Source organism: Allobosea sp. 05T438 (assembly GCF_056396025.1).
In genome coordinates, this window is record NZ_JBFTKQ010000001.1 from 517,507 (window position 1) to 535,976 (window position 18,470).

Genomic DNA, 18,470 nt, shown 5'->3' on the forward strand with positions numbered 1-18,470 from the left:
GATCCATGCCTGAGCCTCTGTCGTCCAGGCTCAGGCATGGATCCCGGGTCGGCACCGCCGACGCGGCTTGTCCGGGATGACGCAGTTCTTCGCCCTGCCGAAAAACCGATGCCACCCGTTTTCTGGAAAGGCTGCTAGACCCGCCCACTCTTCAGCGCGCGCAACACCTTCTCGCCCGGCCGCCCGGTCTGCGGCATGCCGAGCTTCCCCTCGATCTCCTTGATCGCCGTCCGGGTCAGCGACCCCACCGCGCCATCGGGCTCGCCGACATTATAGCCGCGGGAGATCAGCAGGCGCTGGAGCTCGCGCCGCTGCTCACGCGAGAGCGGCAGATCGTCGGTCGGCCACTCGCCCTGAACGCCCGGCTTGCCGCGCAGCCGGTCGGAGAGCAGCGAGATGGCGAGCGCGTAGGAATCCGCGCCGTTGTAGCTGTAGGCCGCGTCGTAGTTCTTGAAGACGAGGAAGGCCGGACCGTTGCGGCCGGCCGGCATCAGCAGGCCGGCATTGCCTGTGCCGTTCAGCGGCGAGCCATCGTATTTCACGATGCCGCGCGCCGCCCATGTCGAGACCGGTTGCTTGGGGTTGCGCCCGGTCGGACCGGAATACCCATCCGGCACGCGCACTTCGTAGCCCCAGGTCGCGCCGGTCACCCAGCCAGCCTTGGCCATGAAGTTCGCGGTCGAATGCAATGCATCGGGAATGGAGTCGACGAGATCGCGCCGCCCGTCTCCGTCGCCATCGACGGCAAGGCGCAGATAGGTCGAGGGGATGAACTGGGTGTGGCCGAAGGCGCCGGCCCAGGAGCCGAACAGCCGTTCGGGGCGCACGTCCCCACGCTGGATGATCTGCAGCGTCGCGATCAGCTCGCCCTTGAAGAAGGCGTTGCGGCGCGGCGCGAGGCACGCGCCGGTGGAAAGAGCCTGTACGAGAGGCATCTTGCCGCGCGCCTTGCCGAAATCGCTCTCGACGCCCCAGACGGCCGCGATGGTGTGACGGTCGACGCCGAAGCGCTGCTCAGCCGCCGCAAGGGTCGAAGCATGCTGGCGCATCATCGCGCGCCCCTCCGCCACCTTCTCGTCATCGACCAGCGTGCCGAGATAGTCCCAGATCGGCGTCTTGAACTCCGGCTGGTTGTTCATCGCCTCGATGACCTTCATGTCCGGCTCGACGCCGGCCATGGCCCGGTCGAAGGTCGCGCTCGAGACGCCCTTGGCCGCCGCCTCCGAGCGCAGGCCCGCAAGGCAGGACTGGAAGCTCCCTTGGGCCGAAGCCGTGGAAGCAAGCAGGACGAGTGGCAAGGCCAGTTGATAGACGCGCATGGTCTCCACCGATTCGGACAGATTCTCGGGCAGGCTAGGTCGCTGTGGTTAATGGAGGTTAACCGTCGAGAATGGCGGCACGAAGAAGCGAATTCCGCTATGGGGAAGCAACCCTTCTTCCCGCGATTCGCCGCCATGTCGCCAGCCGCCATCGAACTCCTAGGCTTCGCCGCCGCGACGCTGACCAGCCTTTGCTGGCTGCCGCAGGCTTGGCGGACCATACGCACCCGCGACACCCGCGCGATCTCGCTATGGACACAGGGGCTTTTTGCCGCAGGCACTGCGCTGTGGCTGAGCTATGGCATCCAGATCCTCTCATGGCCGGTCATAGCCGCCAATGCACTCACGCTCCTGCTCGTCCTCCTCATCATCACCATGAAGCTCCGCTTCGGCTGACGGCCGGAACCGCGATGCGGAAAGCCCGTTATCTGTCGTCGTCAAACAGGCCGTCGCGAAGAAAGCCCACCCTGCATGCCCTCCTTGAGTCTTTTTCACGCCAAGGGCTGAGCACGCTCAGCTCTGGCCGATGCTCCAAACCGACGAACCGACTGGGGATACCAGCCTTGAACAAGACGGCACTGATTCTCTGCGGCCTCATGCTCGCACCGGGCGCGGCGATCGCCGGGCCGACTTGCAGCCCGAGCAGCGACACGGCCCGCATCCTCTCCGCCGCCTCGCCGAGCGCCATCCATCGCAGCTGGCAGGGCGGCAAGCAGCTCGGCTATGGCTGGTCGCTGCAGGTCGAGCGCAGCACGCGCGATGCCACCGGCACGGAGTACTATGTCGGCGACCTCTATGACGCGGACGGCCACCTCTCGACGCGCAAGGTCTTCGCCGTCGAAAGCGAGTGGGATTGCGGGCCGTAAGGCGCCCCGCAGAACGTCATTCTCGGGTGTAGCGAAGCGTAGACCCGAGAATCTCGGGCAGTATGAGGCTGAAGGAGCCTCCTTCGGCGAGAGGTGCTTGGGTCAAGCCCGAGCATGGCGTGTCCCTATGCTCACTTCGCCGGCCGCACCCGCAGGATCTTGCCGTTGTCGTCGTCCGTGAGCAGGTAGAGGAACCCGTCCGGCCCCTGGACCACGTCACGGATGCGCTCGCCGATCGTGGTGAGGAGCCGCTCCTCGCCGGTCACCGTTTCGCCCTGCGTCGAAAGCCGGACCAGCATCTGGCCGGCAAGCGCCCCGACGAAGAGCGAGTTCTTCCAGGCCGGCCAGACCGGGCCAGTGTAGAAGGCCGCGCCGGAGGGCGCGATCGACGGGTCCCAGTAGAACAGCGGCTGCTCCATGCCGGGCTTGGCCGTGCCCTCGCCGATCTTCGCTCCGGAATAATCGACCCCGTAGGTGATCACCGGCCAGCCATAGTTCAGCCCGGCCTTGGGCGTGTTGATCTCGTCGCCGCCGCGGGCGCCGTGTTCGGCCGTCCAGAGCTGGCCCGTGTCCGGATGCAGCGCCGCGCCCTGGACGTTCCGATGGCCGATCGACCAGACTTCCGGCGCCCAACCCTGCTTCTTGGGGTTGTCGGCCGGCGCGCCGCCGTCTGGGCGGATACGGATAACCTTGCCGAGATGGTTGGCCGGATTCTGCGCCTGATCGCGCTGGCTGTAGCGGTCCCCCACCGTGACGAACAGTGCCCCCGTCCGATCGAAGACCAGGCGGGAGCCGAAATGCATGTTGGACTCGATCGAGGGCATCTGCCGGAAGACCACCTCGACATTGGTCAGCGCCGTGCTCTGCTCGTTGAGGCGCCCGCGTCCGACGCTGGTGCCGTTGCCGCCTGAACGCGGTTCCGCGAAGGAGAAATAGACGAGGCGGTTCTGCGCGAAGGCAGGGTCAAGCGTCACTCCGAGCAACCCGCCCTGCCCGCGCGCCACCACGCTGGGAACGCCGGTGATCGGGCGGGACAGCTCGCCCTTGGCATCGACGATCCTGAGCCTGCCGGGGCGCTCGGTGACGAGCATGCGCCCGTCCGGCAGGAAGGCGAGCCCCCAAGGATGCTGCAAGCCGCCGGCAACGCTCTCGACGGCGAGTTCGCCGGCGCTGGAGGGGAAACGCTGCTGGGCGGCAGCAGGTAACGTCAGCAGCACGACTGTCAGGAACGTGGCGAGGTGGACTAAACGGCGCATGGTTCCTCCCCGAAAGACGGCACGTCCTTTCAAGATAAAGCCGGCCGACGGCGGCGCCAGTCTCACCCGGCGATCAACGCCTTGCCTATCCGGCAGCTATGTTCACGATGTCGCGGGCAACGCTGCGGAGGCCTGCCTTCGCCCTGTCCTCTTGCCGGCGTTGGTCGGGAGCAGCAGGCGGCGCGCAAGGAAGTAGCTTCCGGTCGCGATCATCAGCCCACCCAACACGTCGCTGAAGTAATGTCCTCCATCGATCGGCGTGGCAACGATCATCAGGGTGTTGGCCAGGAAGAAGGGCCAACGCAACCAACGGTTGGACCAAGCCCCAAGAAGTGCGAGCAGCCCGAGCGCTGCATGGTAGGATGGGAACGTGACGATGCCGTGGGCCTTCGTCAGGTCGAGATGCAACGGCCGTCCGGAATGAGCCGCGAGCAGGTCCGACATGTGGATGAAGGCTGCGGCGGGTCTCAGCTGCGGATAATCGGCAAGGTCAATCCGGTAATGGGCGAAGGTCGAGAGTGCCGGAAACAGGCCCGAAATCGCGATGGTGACGACGCCGGCGAAGATCATGGCCAGGACGGTGATTCGCGCCTCCTGCCCCTGTCCCATAAGAGGCAGGGCGATCAGCAGAAGTAGTATTTGCGGCATGAAGCTCGCATAAGCGAAGCTCAGGATGTGGGCGAGCCGGGCATGGCCATCCAGCCAGCGTAGATAGCCGAGCCAGTCGAGCCCGAGCACACCATCGGCCCTGACGAGCTCAGCGTCGCGCATCGGCAACCCCGGCGTCACGACGAGATAGGAAAATAGCGCGCCGACAGCCATGAAGGCGATCATCTGGCCGACGGAATCGAGCGCATCCGCCAAGCGAGGCTCCCCTCGCCAGACACGATAATAGGCGGCAATCGCCGCCCCGCCCACGCCGGCGGCGAGCGGGCCAATCAGCGATAGCGGGACGAGTGAGATCGCGGTCTGAGACATCCAGACCAGATCGATCAGCAGCAAGCCGCCAATGACGGCCCAGGCCAAGCGGTTCGACCGTTGCGCCACGTTCACAGACGACCTTGCCACCTGACCGGGTTGGAGCATGCCCCACATCCTGCCAAACGGCGCTTAAGATGAGGTCAACGCGATTGGTTAAGAACTGACGAGCTCACGACGCAGCGCCACGATCGGCTGGCTTTCGTCCAGCGTCACATCCGCCTCCGTCACCGGCTGGCCGGCTGCCACGTCGCGCTTGAGCTTCACGCCATGGGCGAGTCCGATCGGCAGTGCGCCGCAGGCGCGGCTCGCGGCGGCTGGCATCAACCGGCCGTAGACGGTGTAGCCACCCTCGCCGTCCAGCATCTCGCCTGCCTTCAGCGCCCGCTTGGCGACTGCGACGGCATCGCCCCGCCAGCCCCGCGTCGTGCCGGTCGGTTCGGCCCTGAGTGCCGCGTTCAGCACCGAAATCGGCAGTTCGAGGCCGATCAGGTGGAAGGGCTTGTACATCGCGGCATAGCGCCCGGTCGCATCGGTCGGCAGGCCGTACTGCCTGAAGCAGGCGGCGGCATAGTCGTTCGGCGCCTTGAGCACGACATAGACGCCCCAGCGCAGATCGCGGAAGACCGGGCGGCCGTCCCGCTCCAGCGAGGACACGACCTCGACCATACCGTCCCGTTCGAGCTGCCCGCCGACGCTGCGTGGGCGCAGCACATGGGCGAGATCGTCGACGCCGCAGGGCGGAAATGCGAGACCTGCCTCCGGCACGTCGAGCTCGCAGGCGTTGGCGATGGCCGCCATCTCGATGGCGGACTTCGTACCGTCGAGGAAGGAATTGAACATCTGCGGGTTCATGCCCGCCGTCTTCGCCGCCTGCGGCGTCAGGCCGTAATGGGCCCAGACGTCGTCGGGCGTGACGCTGTGATAGGCCGGCAGGTACTTCGTGCCCTTGCCGGCGGCGGCGACGGTGAAGCCAGTGGCGCGCGCCCAGTCGACCATCTCGCAGACCAGCGCAGGCTGGTCGCCATAGGCCATCGAATAGACGACGCCGGCAGCCTTCGCCCGCTTCGCCAGCACCGGCCCGACCAGCACATCAGCCTCGACATTGACCATGACGACATGGCGCCCGGCCTCGATGGCGGCGAGCGCATGCCGGGCACCTGCGGCAGGATGCCCCGTCGCTTCCAGCACCACCTCGACGCCATCTGTGCGTGCAGCCTGAACACCATCGTCGAGGAAGCGGGTTCGTGCGATCCGCGCCTCGTCCCAGCCGACATTGCGGCAAGCGGCCCGGGCACGCTCGGGGTCGAGATCGGCGATGACCACGACTTCAAGCCCCTCGATATGCGGCACCTGCGACAGGAACATCGAACCGAACTTGCCGGCGCCGATCAGCGCCGCGCGCACCGGCTTCCCGGCCTCGCGACGGGCGGCGAGCTTGGGCATCAGGTTCATGGCTTCACTCCGTCCGGAGCGCCGTCATGCTCGGGCTTGCCCCGTGCATCTCTTCGACGAGATTCCCGGGTCTGCGCTCCGCTCCGCCCGGGAATGACGCTCGAGGCGCCTTACTCCGGCTTCACGCCGGCATCGGCGATGATCTGCTTCCAGGTCGCGATCTCCTGGGCGTGATAGGGCTTGAACGCCGCCGGATCACGCACCTTGAGCGTGAAGCCGAGCTTCAGGATGGCCTCACGCGTCTCGGGCTTGTTCAGCGAGGCGATGACCGCCTTGGACAGCGTGTCCAGCACGGCATCCGGCGTCTTCACCGGAGCGAAGAAGGCGGCCCAGGAGTCGGCGTCTGCGTTGCTCACGCCCTGCTCGCGCAGTGTCGGGATGTCCTTGGCGCGCGGGTTGCGCTCGGGGCTGGCAAGCGCGAGCGCGCGCAGAGCGCCGCCGTTGATCTGCTCGAGCACGCTCGGCAACGTCGAATTCGCGATGTCGATACGGCCGGCGATGATCTCCTGCACCAGCGGCGCGGCGCCCCGGAAGGGCACATGCGTCATCTTGATGCCGGTGCGCTGCATGAACAGCTCCATTGCGAGGTGCGAGCCGGAGCCCACGCCGGTCGAGCCGTAATTCAGCTTGCCCGGCTCGGCCTTGGCGAGCGCGATCAGCTCCTGGATGTTCTTGGCCGGCAGGTCGTTGCGGACGACGAAGGCATGCTCGAAGGCGCCGACACCTGCGAGCGGCGCGAAATCCTTCACGGCGTCGTAGCCGGGCTCCTTCAGCAGGAACATGTTGTTGCCATGCGTCTGGTTGTTGCCGAAGACGATGGTGTAGCCGTCAGCAGCCGCATGAGCGACAGCGCGCGTGCCGACCGCGCCCGAGGCGCCGGCCCGGTTGTCCACGATGACGTTCTGGCCGAAGGCCGTCGACAGATCCTGCGCGACGAAGCGCGCGATCGCGTCTGTCGGCCCGCCCGCCGGATAGGGCACGACCAGGGTGACGACCTTGCTGGGGAAGCTCTGGGCCCGGACGATCGACGGAGCGAAGACGGCGCCGGCCATCAGGCCGAGCGTGGAACGACGGGTCAACGACATGAGCATCCTCCGGAGCGCCCGGTTAGGAGACGGGCCTTGGTTGTGGCGAGAATTAGGGGGAAAGCCTGCCGACGTCCAGCGCGGGAAGGAATGCCAGGATGACGTACCATCCTGCGCTCGGCGCGCTGTAGCGCGGCCGGCCCCTCGGGTAGCGTAAGGTCGCGGCCGATTCGAGCCGCATGCGTGGGGGCCTTTATCTGTCTATGCCTAAATCGTTGTTGAGGATGGCCGCGAAGCTTGTCGCGGCCATTTGTGTCTTGCCTGGCCTTGCCGTCGCACAGGATGCGGAAGAGCTCTCGAAGAAGCTCCAAAATCCGGTTTCGCCTATGATCAGTCTGCCCTTGCAGGGCAATTTCGAGTTCCGGGGAGGCGCCAAGAACGATGGCTTTTCCTCAACGACGAATATCCAGCCCGTTATTCCAGTCCATCTGAACCAGGACTGGAACCTGATCGTCCGGACTATCCTGCCGGTCATCCGGCGCGAGCGATATGGCGCGGCCGACGCGGCCGGGGTCGGCGACATCACCCAGAGCTTCTTCCTCACGCCGAGCTCACCCAAAAACGGCGTGATATGGGCGCTGGGCCCTGTCTTTCTCTGGCCCACGGCCTCGAGCGAAAAGCTGGGCTCCGGCAAATGGGGCGCAGGACCCACCGCGCTCCTGCTGGTGCAGGAAGGGGCGTGGACCGTTGGCGGCCTGGCAAACCACATCTGGTCCTATGCCGGGCCTGATGGTCGCAGCGACGTCAGCACGACCTTGCTTCAGCCATTCCTGTCCTACAGCTTCGGGCAAGGGTTCAGCGTCGGTCTCAACACCGAGACGAACTATGATTGGGTCAACCGCAAATGGACCGTCCCGATCAATTTCAGTGCCTCGCAGGTCTTCAATGTCGGCAAACAGGCGATGAGCGCCAGCATCGGCCTCAAATACTATGCCGTCAGGCCCGATGACGCCCCGCGCTGGGGTGTGCGTGCCGTACTGACATTCCTGTTCCCGGAGCGCTGAGACGGGCGCGGGTCAAGGCCTGCGTCGAAATGGCTTTCAGCTGACCTGGAATCCGGCACGCTTGAGGCGCTGGACCGCGACGTCCAGCGCCTGCAGGAAAGCGGAGCGGTCGCGGGCGGAGAACGGCTTTGGCCCGCCGCTCGCCGCCCCCATCGCCCGCAGGTCCTCCATCATGTCGCGCGTCGCCAGCGCCATGCCGATCGAGGCCTCGGAGAAGGGCTTTCCGGTCGAGCCGATCACATCGGCGCCGGCTTTTATGCAGCGATCGGCCAGCGGGATGTCGGAGGTGATCACGATGTCGCCGCGCGAGACCCGCTCAGCGATCCAGTTGTCGGCGGCGTCAAAACCATCCGAGACGATGACGCGCTCGAGCCACGGTTCGCGCGGCACGTTGATGAAGCTGTTGGCGACGACGAAGACCTTGATGCGATGCCGCTCGGCAACCCGGTAGACCTCCGGCTTCACCGGACAGGCGTCGGCATCGACATAGATCGCGATGGTTGCGGCTGCGCTCGTCATGTCCCGGCCTTCGCATGCCGTGACCGCAAGGGCAAACCGCCTCGAATTCATGACGCTTCTGCAAAACATCAAGCAGTTGCGCTTGCGATCATTGCCGCCGAGTCATAAACCACGCGCGCGCCTCACTGGGCGCTCACCATTCCGCTCCTCCGGAGACCAGTCCCATGGCCTTTCTTGCCGATGCCCTGAAGCGCGTGAAGCCCTCAGCGACCATCACGATCACGCAGAAGGCCCGGGACCTGAAAGCCCAGGGCAAGGACGTGATCTCGCTCTCCGTCGGTGAGCCCGATTTCGATACGCCGGACAATATCAAGGAAGCGGCCATTGCCGCGATCCGTCGCGGCGAGACCAAGTACACCCCGGTCTCCGGCATCCCGCAGCTGCGCGAGGCCGTCGCCCGCAAGTTCAAGCGCGAGAACGGCCTCGACTACAAGGCAAGCCAGACCATCGTCTCCACCGGCGGCAAGCACGTCATCTACAATGCGCTGCTCGCCACGCTGAACCCGGGCGACGAGGTCATCTGCGTCTCGCCCTACTGGGTCAGCTATCCCGAGATGGTGGCGCTCTGCGGCGGCACGGCGACCTTCGCCGAGACCTACCTGAAGAACGACTTCAAGCTGCAGCCGGAAGATCTCGAGAAGGCCATCACCCCCAAGACCAAGTGGGTGATCCTGAACTCGCCGTCGAACCCGTCCGGCGCCGCCTACAGCCATGCCGAGATGAAGAAGCTCACGGATGTGCTCATGCGCCATCCGCATGTCTGGATCCTGACCGACGACATGTATGAGCACCTCGTCTATGGCGACTTCCAGTTCGTCACCCCGGCGCAGGTCGAGCCCGCCCTCTATGAGCGGACGCTGACCATGAACGGCGTTTCCAAGTCCTACGCCATGACCGGCTGGCGCATCGGCTACGCCGCCGGCCCGCAGCACCTCATCAACGCCATGGACCTGGTCCAGGGCCAGCAGACCTCGGGCACCTCGGCGATCTCGCAATGGGCCGCGGTCGAGGCGCTCGATGGCACGCAGGAGCACATCCCGGTTTTCAAGAAGGCCTTCGAGCGTCGCCGCGACCTCGTCGTCTCCATGCTGAACCAGACCCGCGGCCTGAAATGCCCGGTGCCGGAAGGCGCCTTCTACGTCTACCCCGATTGCTCCGCCCTGATCGGCAAGACCCTGCCGAACGGCAAGAAGATCGAGACGGACGAGGACCTCGTCATGGGCCTGCTGGAAACGGAAGCCGTCGCGGCCGTGCACGGCTCGTCCTTCGGCCTCGGCCCGAACTTCCGCATCTCCTACGCCACTTCGGACGAGAAGCTGGAAGAGGCCTGCCGCCGCATCCAGCGCTTCTGCGCCGAGCTGCGCTGAGCACAATGATCAAGGGCGCCGCAACGCGCCGCACCCTTCTGGCCGGGAGCCTCGTGCTCCCGGCCTCTTTCGTTTTCGGGCAGGCAACGGCAACGCTCTCCGCACGCGAGGCCTTCGAGGCCGCCCAGGCGAAGCGGATCTTGCTGGTCGATATCCGCGGCGCGCAGGAATGGGCCGATACAGGTCTGCCCCAGGGAGCCGTGCCACTCGACGTCGACGCACCGGCCTTCGAGGTCAGGATAGCCGGGCTTCGCCTCGACAATCCCGGCAAGCGCATCGTGCTGATCGATCGCACCGGCGCGCAGGCCGTTGCCGTGGCGCAGAGGCTGGGCGGACGCGGCTGGCGCGATCTCGCGGCGGTGCGCGGCGGCGTGCTCGGGCCGGGCGGCTGGCTGGCCGAGAAGCTGCCGGTGGTTGGATATCCATAAGAGCTGAGCACCGTCATGCTCGGGCTTGACCCGAGCATCTCATGCCGAAAGAGGCCCCGTGTTTCTTCCGGGAAGAGATTCTCGGGTCTGCGCTACGCTCCGCCCGAGAATGACGCGAAGTCCTAGACCTCGCCGCGTCCTTTCAACAAATCCGGCCGTCTCTCCCGCGTGATCTTATCCGCCTGCTCGCGCCGCCATTTCGCGATGCGGGCATGGTCGCCGGAGAGCAGCGCGTCCGGCAGGCCCCTGCCCTCCCATTCACGCGGCCGCGTATAATGCGGATATTCGAGCAGCCCGTTCTCGAAGCTCTCGTCCTCGCCCGACGCCACCTTGCCCATCACGCCGGGGATAAGCCTCACGCAGGCGTCGAGCAGCGTCAGCGCCGCCATCTCGCCGCCGGAGAGGATGTAGTCGCCGATCGAGACCTCGATCAGGTTGCGCCCTTCGATCACGCGCTCGTCGACGCCCTCGAAACGCCCGCAGACGATGACGAGGCCCGGCCCCGCGGCCCATTCACGCGCCTGCGCCTGCTGCAAGGGCCGCCCGCGCGGCGACATCAGCAGGCGCGGACGTTGATCATCCGTCGCTACCGCCGCATCGATCGCCGCCGCCAGCACGTCGCAGCGCAGCACCATGCCGGCGCCGCCGCCGGCCGGGTTGTCGTCGACATTGCGATGGCGGCCGATGCCGTGGTCGCGGATCTGGTGAGTGTCGAGGGACCACAGCCCCTTGCGCAGCCCCTCGCCCGCCAGCGAAATGCCGAGCGGCCCGGGAAACATCTCCGGGTAGAGCGTCAGGATCGAAGCGCGAAAGGGCATGGCCGACCTTGAAATAAGGCAATTGCTTCCAGCCTGTCATCCCGGGCGGAGCGTAGTGGAGACCCGGGATCCATGCGGGAACGGTTCAGGCATGGATCCCGGATCGGCGCCGCTCACGCGGCTTGTCCGGGATGACCCGCCAAGATGGACAGCAACTAACTGAAGCGCAGCGCCGGCAAGCCGTCCAGCGCCGTGAAATCGGGAGCCGACGCAATCAGGTTGTCATAAGCAGCGAAGCCGCTCGCATCGAGCAGGGTGAGCAGCGCCACCGCCCGCATGCCGGCACGCCGTGCCGCCTCGACGCCGAGCGGCGCATCCTCGAAGACGATGCAATCAGCGGGGTCGACATTCATCCGCTCGGCCGCAGCCAGGAACATGTCGGGATGCGGCTTGCCGCGAAAACCCTGGCTCGGCGAAACGATGGTGGCGAAACGCCGGCGCAGGTCCAGCGCATCGAGCACCACCTCGATATTCGGCGGCGGCGCGGCAGTACCGACGGCCATCGGCACGCCTGCCGCATCGGCTCGCGCCATCAACTCCAGCAGACCGGCCGTCGCCGCGACATGCGGGCGATAGGCCTCGCGATAGAGCGCTTCCTTGGCATCGCCCATCGCCGCGATCTCGTCGGCGGTCGCATGCGGGAAGTAGGGCCCGACGATCTCGGCCAGCGCCATCCCGGCCGTGCGGGCCGAAAAGGTCTCGCGGTCGAAGGGCAATTTGTTGCTGACGTGCCAGCTTTCCCAGGCGTCGTCATGGAAACGCATATTGTCGACGATGGTGCCGTCCATGTCGAAGATCAGTGCGCAGGCCGGCCTATCGTTTGTCATCGTCGGGCTCGAACAATCCCAGGGGCGGCTCGGCCTCGATCCGGCGCGCCGCGATGTCGATGCGCGGTGCGAAGGCCTTGGTGAAGGGCATCAGGACGGATCGTCCGTCCGGCGTCTCGATGTCGAGCAGGTCGCCCGCACCATAGTTCTCGACCGCTGTGACGGTGCCGAGCACGATGCCGTCCGGCCCGGCCACGCTGCAGCCGATCAGATCGGCCTGCAAAAACTCGTCCTCGTCCTCGCCTGCCGACAGCTTGTCGCGCGCGACGAACAGCTCGACGCCGTTCAGCGCTTCGGCCGCCTCGCGCGTCGTCACGCCCTTGAGCCGGGCGACGACCACTTCCTTGGCAGGGCGGATATCGGTGATCTCGAAGCTGCGGCCCTTGCTGTCGGAGAGCGGGCCGTAACCGGCGATCGCGAGCGGATCGCCGGTAAAGGTCTTGATCCTGACCTCGCCGCGCACGCCATGCGGCGCACCGACGATGCCTAGCAGGATGAGTTCGCTCATGTCAGCACGTCATGCCCGGGCCTGACCCGGGCATCTCATGCAGGAGATTCTCGGATCGAAGCTGCGCTTCGCCCGAGAATGACGTGCGAGCAGTCAAGCTCACGCCTCGGCGGCTTCTTCGGCAGCCGGAGCAGCGGCCTTCTCGGCCTTCTTCTCGGCGCGCTCCTTGGCCTTCTCACCCGGGACAGCCTTGTTCGGGTTGTTGCGGGCCGGACGCTTGGCAATGCCGGCGGCGTCGAGGAAGCGCAGGACGCGATCGGTCGGCTGGGCGCCCTTGGCGAGCCAGGACTGGACCTTCTCGATGTCGAGCACGACGCGGTCGGCAGCGTCCTTCGGCTTCATCGGGTCATAGGAGCCGATCTTGTCGATGAAGCGGCCATCGCGCGGGCTACGGGCGTCGGCGACGACGATGCGGTAGTAGGGGCGCTTCTTGGCGCCGCCGCGGGTCAGGCGGATCTTGAGGGACATGGTCTTCTTCCTTTGGTTTGAAGTTTGAAGTCGTGCGTAACGTTGAAGGCTACTTCTTCTTGCCGAACGGGTTGCCGCCCAGCCCGGGCAGGCCGCCGCCACCCAGGCCCGGCAGCTTCGGCATCATGCCGGCCGGCGGGGTCACGCCCTTCGGCAATCCTGGAAAACCGCCCGGCGGCATCGACGGCAGGCCGCCACCGCCCGCACCGAGCTGTTTCTGCAATTCGGCAAGCTGCGCCGGGTCCATCTTCGACGGATCGGGCATGCCGGCCGGCAGGCCGCCGCCGAGCCCGAACATCGAGCCGAGCTTGCCGAGCATGCCGCCCTTCTGCTTGCTCATCATCTTCATGGCGTCGGCCATGCCGCGATGCATCTTGAGCAGCTTGTTGATCTGCTCCGCCGAGGTGCCGGAGCCGGCCGCGATGCGCTTCTTGCGACTGTTCTTGAGCAAATCGGGATTCTTGCGCTCGGCCGGCGTCATCGAATCGATCGCGGCGATCATGCGCTTGAACATCTTGTCACCGACGCCGGCGCTGGCGAGCTGGGACTGGGCCTGCTTCATGCCGGGCAGCATGCTCATGACGCCGCCGATACCGCCCATCTTCTCCATCTGCTGGAGCTGCGCGCGCATGTCGGAGAGGTCGAACTGACCCTTCGCCATGCGCTGCGCGGTCGCCTGCGCCTGCTCGGCGTCGATCGTCTCGGCCGCGCGCTCGACGAGGCTGACGATGTCGCCCATGCCAAGGATGCGATTGGCGACGCGCGAGGGATGAAAATCCTCGAGCTCGCCAACCTTCTCGCCCGTGCCGACCAGCTTGATCGGCTTGCCGGTGACGGCGCGCATCGAAAGGGCCGCGCCACCGCGCGAATCGCCGTCCATGCGGGTCAGCACGATGCCGGTGAGACCGACGCGGGCATCGAAGGCGCGCGCCGTGTTGACCGCGTCCTGGCCGGTCAGCGCGTCGGCGACGAGCAGCACCTCATGCGGCCCGGTCGCGGCCTTCACCTGCGCGACCTCTTCCATCAGCGTATCGTCGAGCGTCACGCGGCCGGCGGTGTCGAGCATCACGACGTCGTAGCCGCCGAGGCGGCCCGCCTCGATCGCACGCCTGGCGATCTGCACGGCCGACTGGCCGGCGACGATCGGCAGCGTCTGCACGCCGACCTGCTGGCCGAGCACGGCAAGCTGCTCCATGGCGGCCGGGCGTCGCGTATCGAGCGACGCCATCAGCACCTTCTTCTTGTTGCGCTCGGTCAGGCGCTTGGCGATCTTCGCGGTCGAGGTGGTCTTGCCCGAGCCCTGCAGACCGACCATCAGGATCGGCACGGGCGGCACGGCATCGAGGCTGATGACCTCCCCCTCTCCGCCGAGCGTCTCGATCAGGACGTCGTTGACGATCTTGATGACCTGCTGGCCGGGCGTGACCGATTTCAGCACCTCGGCGCCGATGGCGCGCTCGCGCACCTTGTCGGTGAAGCTGCGGACGACCTCGAGCGCAACGTCCGCCTCGAGCAGCGCCCGGCGCACCTCGCGCAGGGCGGCGTTGACGTCCTCCTCGGTCAGCGCACCCCTGCGGGTCAGCCCCGAGAGGATGCCGGAGAGTCTTTCGCTCAGCGTGCCGAACATGCGGACCTGCCTACTTGCCTCAGGGAACCGTCAACACCAGAACCTCACTGCCAAACGGTTTCGCGCCCGAGGGCGCAAACGCGCTGTCGGACGTTGACCTCCGGGCTCGTGGAAGCGGCTGGCGCGGCCCGGTCGGCTGATGTGGTTTCGGCGATGTCGGCGAAACGGATGCGGCCTTAAAGCCGAAGAATGCGGCGAAAGTCAAGGTTGGGATTGGTTTCGCTGCGGATGAACGTGTCTTTGCGGCGCCCCAACGCATCGCCGCAGAAAACAGGTCTGCCGGCTTCCTGTCCGGCAGGACACGATATCACGAGTCTCGGCCGTAGAATGGCCCTGATCTGACGGCATCGCTGCTGCCCCCGATTCGACAGCGATGCCCATGAAGATTGCGACCGCCCTTCCTCTGCTTGCCCTTACCCTCTTCCTGGCCGCCTGCGCCGGCGATCCGCGGCGCGAGGGCCCGCTCGATCACCGCATGGTCGAGAAACTCAACGCCGTTTCGCTTGATCCGGCCCAGGCCGGGCGCATCCTCAATGCCTACCGCGCCAGCAACGGCCTCGGTCCCGTCCGGCCGGATCCGCGACTGATGGCGATGGCACAGCGCCAGGCGGATGCGATGGTCGCCGCGAACGCGCTCTCGCACGACGCCGGCGGCGACTTCACAGCCCGCATTCATGCCGCGGGCATCGACAGCGCGCGGGCGGCGGAGAACCTCGGCGGCGGCTACTTCTCGGTCGAAGAGGCTTTCGACGGCTGGCGCAAATCACCCGGCCACGATGCCAATCTGCGGATGAAGGAAGCGACCCGCTACGGCATTGCACTGTCCAAGGACCCGCGCACGACCTACCGCGCCTGGTGGGTGCTGGTGGTCGCGGCCGAGCCCGGGCAGCGCGCAACCCTCGATACCGGGCCGCTCATCCCCGCCCAAAGGCGTTGACGAGCGGAAATTCCGAGATGACAGGCCGTGGTCCTTGCAGCTAGCAATCGTGTCCTTTCATAGAGGATACGGACTGCAATGGCCAAATTTTCAGGAATAGCATTCTCGCTAGCCGTCCCATTTCTGATCGCGGGCGTAACGCAAGGTCAAGCACAGCCTTGCATGACGAATTTCAACTCCGCCGGCGTCCCGATGGTCTCGCAGATTACCTATAAGACCTGGGATCTATTCAAGAAGCCGCCGGCCGCTGTGCTCCCTGCGATCGCCAAAGCGATCCAGGCCGATGGCGACTTCATGGACATCCGGACCGACAAGGCCAGCGGCACGATCTCCGCCATGCAGGAAGTGACGGGCTCCGGCCGCCCACAGATCCTGAAGGTGACGGCGCGCAAACAGGCCACCGGCACGCGCGTCGACATCGCCTTTACCGTGCAGCCCGGCCAGATGTCGCCCGAAGGGGCTGTCCGGACAGCCCTCTGCGACTTCCTCAACAGTGCGCGCTGAGCCGTCGCGGACCTAAAAAAGAAGGCTTCGTCGAAAACGCCGGGCACCAATTTTCAATTCCCGGGACCCGGCTCTTTACAAGACGCCACTTCTGGTGATGGCTCTGGTTTTTAGCGGAGCCATCATCATGACCTTCGAAGCCTGGGCCGCCTTCGCCGCCGCCACCGCCGTCCTGCTGGTCATCCCCGGGCCGACGATCCTCCTGGTCATCTCCTATGCGCTCGGCCAGGGCTGGCGCACGGCCTTCCCGATCGCCGTGGGCGTCGCGCTCGGTGATTTCACGGCGATGACGCTCTCCATGCTCGGTGTCGGCGCTTTGCTCGCCACCTCCGCCATGGTCTTCACCGCTCTGAAATGGATCGGCGCCGCCTATCTCGTCTGGCTCGGGATCAAGCTCTTCCGCGCCGGCGGCTCTCTCGACGCCAAGCCGCGCGAAGATGCCGCGCCCGCCTGGAAGATGCTCGGTCATGCCTGGCTGGTGACCGCGCTCAACCCGAAGAGCATCACCTTCTTCGTCGCCTTCCTTCCGCAGTTCCTCGACACCAAGGGCGATTTCTGGACGCAGATGCTGATCTTCGAGGCGACCTTCATCAGCCTCGCCTTCGCCAATGCCATGGGCTACGCGCTGATCGCCTCGCGCGCCCGGGCCGTGGTCAGCAACCCCCGCGCAATCGGGCTCTTCAACAAAGCTGGCGGCACGCTGCTGATCGGCGCCGGTGTCGCGACGGTCGCGATCCGCTCCGGAAGCAACTGACGCCGCAATGTCGAGCAAGGACAGTCAAACCCTCGGCTTCTATGCCGAGGAAGCCAGCGCCTATGCCGGGCGGGACAGGCAGGCCGAAAACCGCCGCATCGACATCTTCGCCGCAGGCCTTGCTCCCGGCGCCCGCATTCTCGAACTGGGTTGCGGCGGCGGCCAGGACAGCGAGGAGATGCTGCGCCGCGGCTTCGACGTGGTCCCGACGGACGGCTCGCCCGAGCTGGCGAAGCAGGCCGCACAGCGGCTCGGCCGCGAGGTCCGCGTCCTGCTTTTCGAGGATCTGGCCGAGGTCGCGGCCTATGATGGCGTCTGGGCGCATGCCTGCCTGCTGCACGCGCCGCGCCCGGCCCTGCCCGGCATCATCGACCGCATCCGTGCCGCGTTGCGACCGGGCGGCGTCTTCTACGCCAGCTTCAAGGCCGGAGAAGCCGAAGGACGCGACAGCCTCGGTCGCTATTTCAATTATCTCTCATCCGCCGAATTGCGCGACGCCTACGGAGCAGCCAGCTGGCAGTCCCTGCAGATCGAGGAGGAGATGGGCTCCGGCTACGACCGCATGGCCACGCGCTGGCTTCATGCCCTGGCGATCAAGGCCCCGGAGACTTGACCCGGCGTTGCGGCGACCTACCTCTTCTGGGCCATGACCCGCCGCAAACTCCTCTCTTTCGTCGGTCTCGGTGCGCTGCTGGCCTCGACCGGCGCCGCCTGGGCCACGATTTCCCGCTCGCGCAACCCCTATTACCAGGGCCCCGTCAGCGACCATTTCAACGGCATCGTCTTCAGCGATGGCCGCTTGGGCAGCAAGGGGCTGCTCGACGTCCTGCGCTGGCAGACGGGCAAGCGCGAGCGTGAGACCTTCCCGCTGCAATATGCGGCGCCGCCGCAGGACAAGCCGCCGGCGCGCGTCGATGGCATTCGCATCGTCCATCTCGGCCACGCCTCGTTTCTCTATCAGGTCGGCGGCCTCAACCTGCTGGTCGACCCGGTCTATTCCGAGCGGGCCAGCCTCTTCTCCTTCATTGGCCCCAGGCGTGTGAACGAGCCCGGCGTCGCCTTCGACGATCTGCCGAAGATCGATACGGTCCTGATCACCCACAACCACTACGACCATCTCGACATCGAGACGCTGGCGCGCATCCATCACCGCGACCAGCCGCGCATGATCATGCCACTCGGCAACGACACCATCGTGCGGGCCCGCATCCCGGACGCCCATGCCGAGGCCCACGACTGGAACGACCGGCTCCAATTGTCGGAAGCCGTCGCGATCACGCTGCTGCCGAGCTATCACTGGTCGGCGCGCGGCGCCTTCGACCGGCGCATGGCGCTCTGGTGCTCCTACGTTCTCGAAGCGGCCGGCACGAAGATCTTCCATATCGGGGACACCGGCTATCACGACGGCTCGCTCTATGAGCGGCTGGGCCGCGAGCATGGGCCATTCCGTCTCGCCGTGCTGCCGATCGGCGCCTATGAGCCGCGCTGGTTCATGTCGGACAACCACATGAACCCCGACGAGGCGGTCAAGGTCATGCAGGCGCTGCGCGCCGAGCAGGCCATCGGGCACCACTGGGGCACCTTCCAGCTCACCGACGAGGGCGTGGAGCGGCCGCCGGAAGCGCTGAAAGTGGCGCTCGCCCAAGCCGGTCTGCCGGAAGAGCGCTTCAGGCCGATGCGGCCGGGGTTGAGCTGGAGCGCGTAGCGCTCACCGCGTCATTGCGAGCGAAGCGAAGCAATCCAGGCGGAT

Annotated in this window: 21 protein-coding genes; 10 read left to right on the top strand and 11 right to left on the bottom strand. The window is 66.3% G+C overall.

Annotation, left to right across the window (positions count from 1 at the left end; genetic code table 11):
- Nucleotides 1-134: 134 nt before the first annotated feature.
- A complete protein-coding gene (locus AC1DIN_RS02530; RefSeq protein ID WP_476808553.1) occupies nucleotides 135-1,319 on the bottom strand; it encodes a lytic murein transglycosylase in 1,185 nt (394 codons plus the stop codon).
- Nucleotides 1,320-1,454: 135 nt separating this feature from the next.
- Between AC1DIN_RS02530 and AC1DIN_RS02535 the strand changes: the two genes are divergently transcribed.
- Both AC1DIN_RS02535 and AC1DIN_RS02540 read left to right on the top strand, forming a co-directional pair.
- On the top strand, nucleotides 1,455-1,715 hold the full coding sequence (locus AC1DIN_RS02535) for a SemiSWEET family sugar transporter (RefSeq protein WP_441469791.1): 261 nt from the start codon (nucleotides 1,455-1,457) through the stop codon (nucleotides 1,713-1,715).
- 167 nt (nucleotides 1,716-1,882) lie between these two features.
- The gene (locus AC1DIN_RS02540; RefSeq protein WP_441469792.1) at nucleotides 1,883-2,185 is read left to right on the top strand and encodes a hypothetical protein; all 303 of its coding nucleotides are present in this window, start codon (nucleotides 1,883-1,885) and stop codon (nucleotides 2,183-2,185) included.
- Between the two features lie 131 nt (nucleotides 2,186-2,316).
- Here the strand turns inward: AC1DIN_RS02540 and AC1DIN_RS02545 are convergent, their stop codons facing one another.
- The 4 genes from AC1DIN_RS02545 to AC1DIN_RS02560 all read right to left on the bottom strand — a co-directional run bounded on the left by AC1DIN_RS02545 (nucleotide 2,317) and on the right by AC1DIN_RS02560 (nucleotide 6,959).
- The gene (locus AC1DIN_RS02545; RefSeq protein WP_476808554.1) at nucleotides 2,317-3,441 is read right to left on the bottom strand and encodes a PQQ-dependent sugar dehydrogenase; all 1,125 of its coding nucleotides are present in this window, start codon (nucleotides 3,439-3,441) and stop codon (nucleotides 2,317-2,319) included.
- Nucleotides 3,442-3,543: 102 nt separating this feature from the next.
- Nucleotides 3,544-4,527, bottom strand: coding sequence for a phosphatase PAP2 family protein (locus AC1DIN_RS02550; protein ID WP_476808555.1), 984 nt, complete (start codon nucleotides 4,525-4,527; stop codon nucleotides 3,544-3,546).
- Between the two features lie 48 nt (nucleotides 4,528-4,575).
- Nucleotides 4,576-5,874, bottom strand: a complete 1,299-nt coding sequence (locus tag AC1DIN_RS02555; RefSeq protein WP_476808556.1) for an NAD(P)H-dependent oxidoreductase — start codon at nucleotides 5,872-5,874, stop codon at nucleotides 4,576-4,578.
- A 110-nt stretch (nucleotides 5,875-5,984) separates the two neighbouring features.
- Nucleotides 5,985-6,959, bottom strand: a complete 975-nt coding sequence (locus tag AC1DIN_RS02560) for a Bug family tripartite tricarboxylate transporter substrate binding protein (RefSeq protein ID WP_476808557.1) — start codon at nucleotides 6,957-6,959, stop codon at nucleotides 5,985-5,987.
- Between the two features lie 326 nt (nucleotides 6,960-7,285).
- Here AC1DIN_RS02560 and AC1DIN_RS02565 point away from each other — a divergent pair, with 326 nt between their 5' ends.
- Nucleotides 7,286-7,963: a hypothetical protein gene (locus tag AC1DIN_RS02565; protein WP_476808558.1), complete on the top strand. Its 678-nt coding sequence runs from the start codon at nucleotides 7,286-7,288 to the stop codon at nucleotides 7,961-7,963.
- A 36-nt stretch (nucleotides 7,964-7,999) separates the two neighbouring features.
- Here AC1DIN_RS02565 and AC1DIN_RS02570 read toward each other — a convergent pair whose 3' ends face one another.
- Nucleotides 8,000-8,482 (bottom strand): YaiI/YqxD family protein, encoded by a 483-nt coding sequence (locus tag AC1DIN_RS02570; protein ID WP_476808559.1) that lies wholly within the window; start codon nucleotides 8,480-8,482, stop codon nucleotides 8,000-8,002.
- A gap of 164 nt (nucleotides 8,483-8,646) precedes the next feature.
- Between AC1DIN_RS02570 and AC1DIN_RS02575 the strand changes: the two genes are divergently transcribed.
- A complete protein-coding gene (locus AC1DIN_RS02575) occupies nucleotides 8,647-9,849 on the top strand; it encodes a pyridoxal phosphate-dependent aminotransferase (protein ID WP_441469799.1) in 1,203 nt (400 codons plus the stop codon).
- Nucleotides 9,850-9,854: 5 nt separating this feature from the next.
- Complete coding sequence (locus AC1DIN_RS02580) at nucleotides 9,855-10,277, top strand: rhodanese-like domain-containing protein (RefSeq protein WP_476808560.1); 423 nt, start codon at nucleotides 9,855-9,857, stop codon at nucleotides 10,275-10,277.
- Between the two features lie 122 nt (nucleotides 10,278-10,399).
- Here AC1DIN_RS02580 and trmD read toward each other — a convergent pair whose 3' ends face one another.
- The 5 genes from trmD to ffh all read right to left on the bottom strand — a co-directional run bounded on the left by trmD (nucleotide 10,400) and on the right by ffh (nucleotide 14,525).
- Nucleotides 10,400-11,095 carry a tRNA (guanosine(37)-N1)-methyltransferase TrmD gene (trmD, locus tag AC1DIN_RS02585; RefSeq protein WP_476808561.1) on the bottom strand — a complete coding sequence of 232 codons (696 nt, stop codon included), beginning with the start codon at nucleotides 11,093-11,095 and terminating at the stop codon, nucleotides 10,400-10,402.
- 155 nt (nucleotides 11,096-11,250) lie between these two features.
- The gene (locus AC1DIN_RS02590; RefSeq protein WP_476808562.1) at nucleotides 11,251-11,922 is read right to left on the bottom strand and encodes an HAD family hydrolase; all 672 of its coding nucleotides are present in this window, start codon (nucleotides 11,920-11,922) and stop codon (nucleotides 11,251-11,253) included.
- On the bottom strand, nucleotides 11,909-12,430 hold the full coding sequence (gene rimM, locus AC1DIN_RS02595) for a ribosome maturation factor RimM (RefSeq protein WP_476765073.1): 522 nt from the start codon (nucleotides 12,428-12,430) through the stop codon (nucleotides 11,909-11,911). The genes AC1DIN_RS02590 and rimM overlap by 14 nt, the downstream gene beginning before the upstream one ends.
- Nucleotides 12,431-12,529: 99 nt before the next feature.
- A complete protein-coding gene (gene rpsP, locus AC1DIN_RS02600) occupies nucleotides 12,530-12,898 on the bottom strand; it encodes a 30S ribosomal protein S16 (protein ID WP_476765072.1) in 369 nt (122 codons plus the stop codon).
- A 49-nt stretch (nucleotides 12,899-12,947) separates the two neighbouring features.
- The gene (gene ffh, locus AC1DIN_RS02605) at nucleotides 12,948-14,525 is read right to left on the bottom strand and encodes a signal recognition particle protein (protein ID WP_476808563.1); all 1,578 of its coding nucleotides are present in this window, start codon (nucleotides 14,523-14,525) and stop codon (nucleotides 12,948-12,950) included.
- A 379-nt stretch (nucleotides 14,526-14,904) separates the two neighbouring features.
- On the opposite strand from ffh, the gene AC1DIN_RS02610 reads away from it, so the two are divergent.
- The 5 genes from AC1DIN_RS02610 to AC1DIN_RS02630 all read left to right on the top strand — a co-directional run bounded on the left by AC1DIN_RS02610 (nucleotide 14,905) and on the right by AC1DIN_RS02630 (nucleotide 18,425).
- Nucleotides 14,905-15,462 (top strand): CAP domain-containing protein, encoded by a 558-nt coding sequence (locus AC1DIN_RS02610; protein ID WP_476808564.1) that lies wholly within the window; start codon nucleotides 14,905-14,907, stop codon nucleotides 15,460-15,462.
- 162 nt (nucleotides 15,463-15,624) lie between these two features.
- Nucleotides 15,625-15,966 carry a hypothetical protein gene (locus AC1DIN_RS02615; protein ID WP_476808565.1) on the top strand — a complete coding sequence of 114 codons (342 nt, stop codon included), beginning with the start codon at nucleotides 15,625-15,627 and terminating at the stop codon, nucleotides 15,964-15,966.
- A 127-nt stretch (nucleotides 15,967-16,093) separates the two neighbouring features.
- Nucleotides 16,094-16,720, top strand: a complete 627-nt coding sequence (locus AC1DIN_RS02620) for a LysE family translocator (protein ID WP_441469808.1) — start codon at nucleotides 16,094-16,096, stop codon at nucleotides 16,718-16,720.
- Nucleotides 16,721-16,727: 7 nt separating this feature from the next.
- Nucleotides 16,728-17,333, top strand: coding sequence for a class I SAM-dependent methyltransferase (locus AC1DIN_RS02625; protein WP_476808566.1), 606 nt, complete (start codon nucleotides 16,728-16,730; stop codon nucleotides 17,331-17,333).
- Between the two features lie 33 nt (nucleotides 17,334-17,366).
- Nucleotides 17,367-18,425 carry an MBL fold metallo-hydrolase gene (locus AC1DIN_RS02630; RefSeq protein ID WP_476808567.1) on the top strand — a complete coding sequence of 353 codons (1,059 nt, stop codon included), beginning with the start codon at nucleotides 17,367-17,369 and terminating at the stop codon, nucleotides 18,423-18,425.
- The last annotated feature ends 45 nt before the right edge of the window (nucleotides 18,426-18,470 follow it).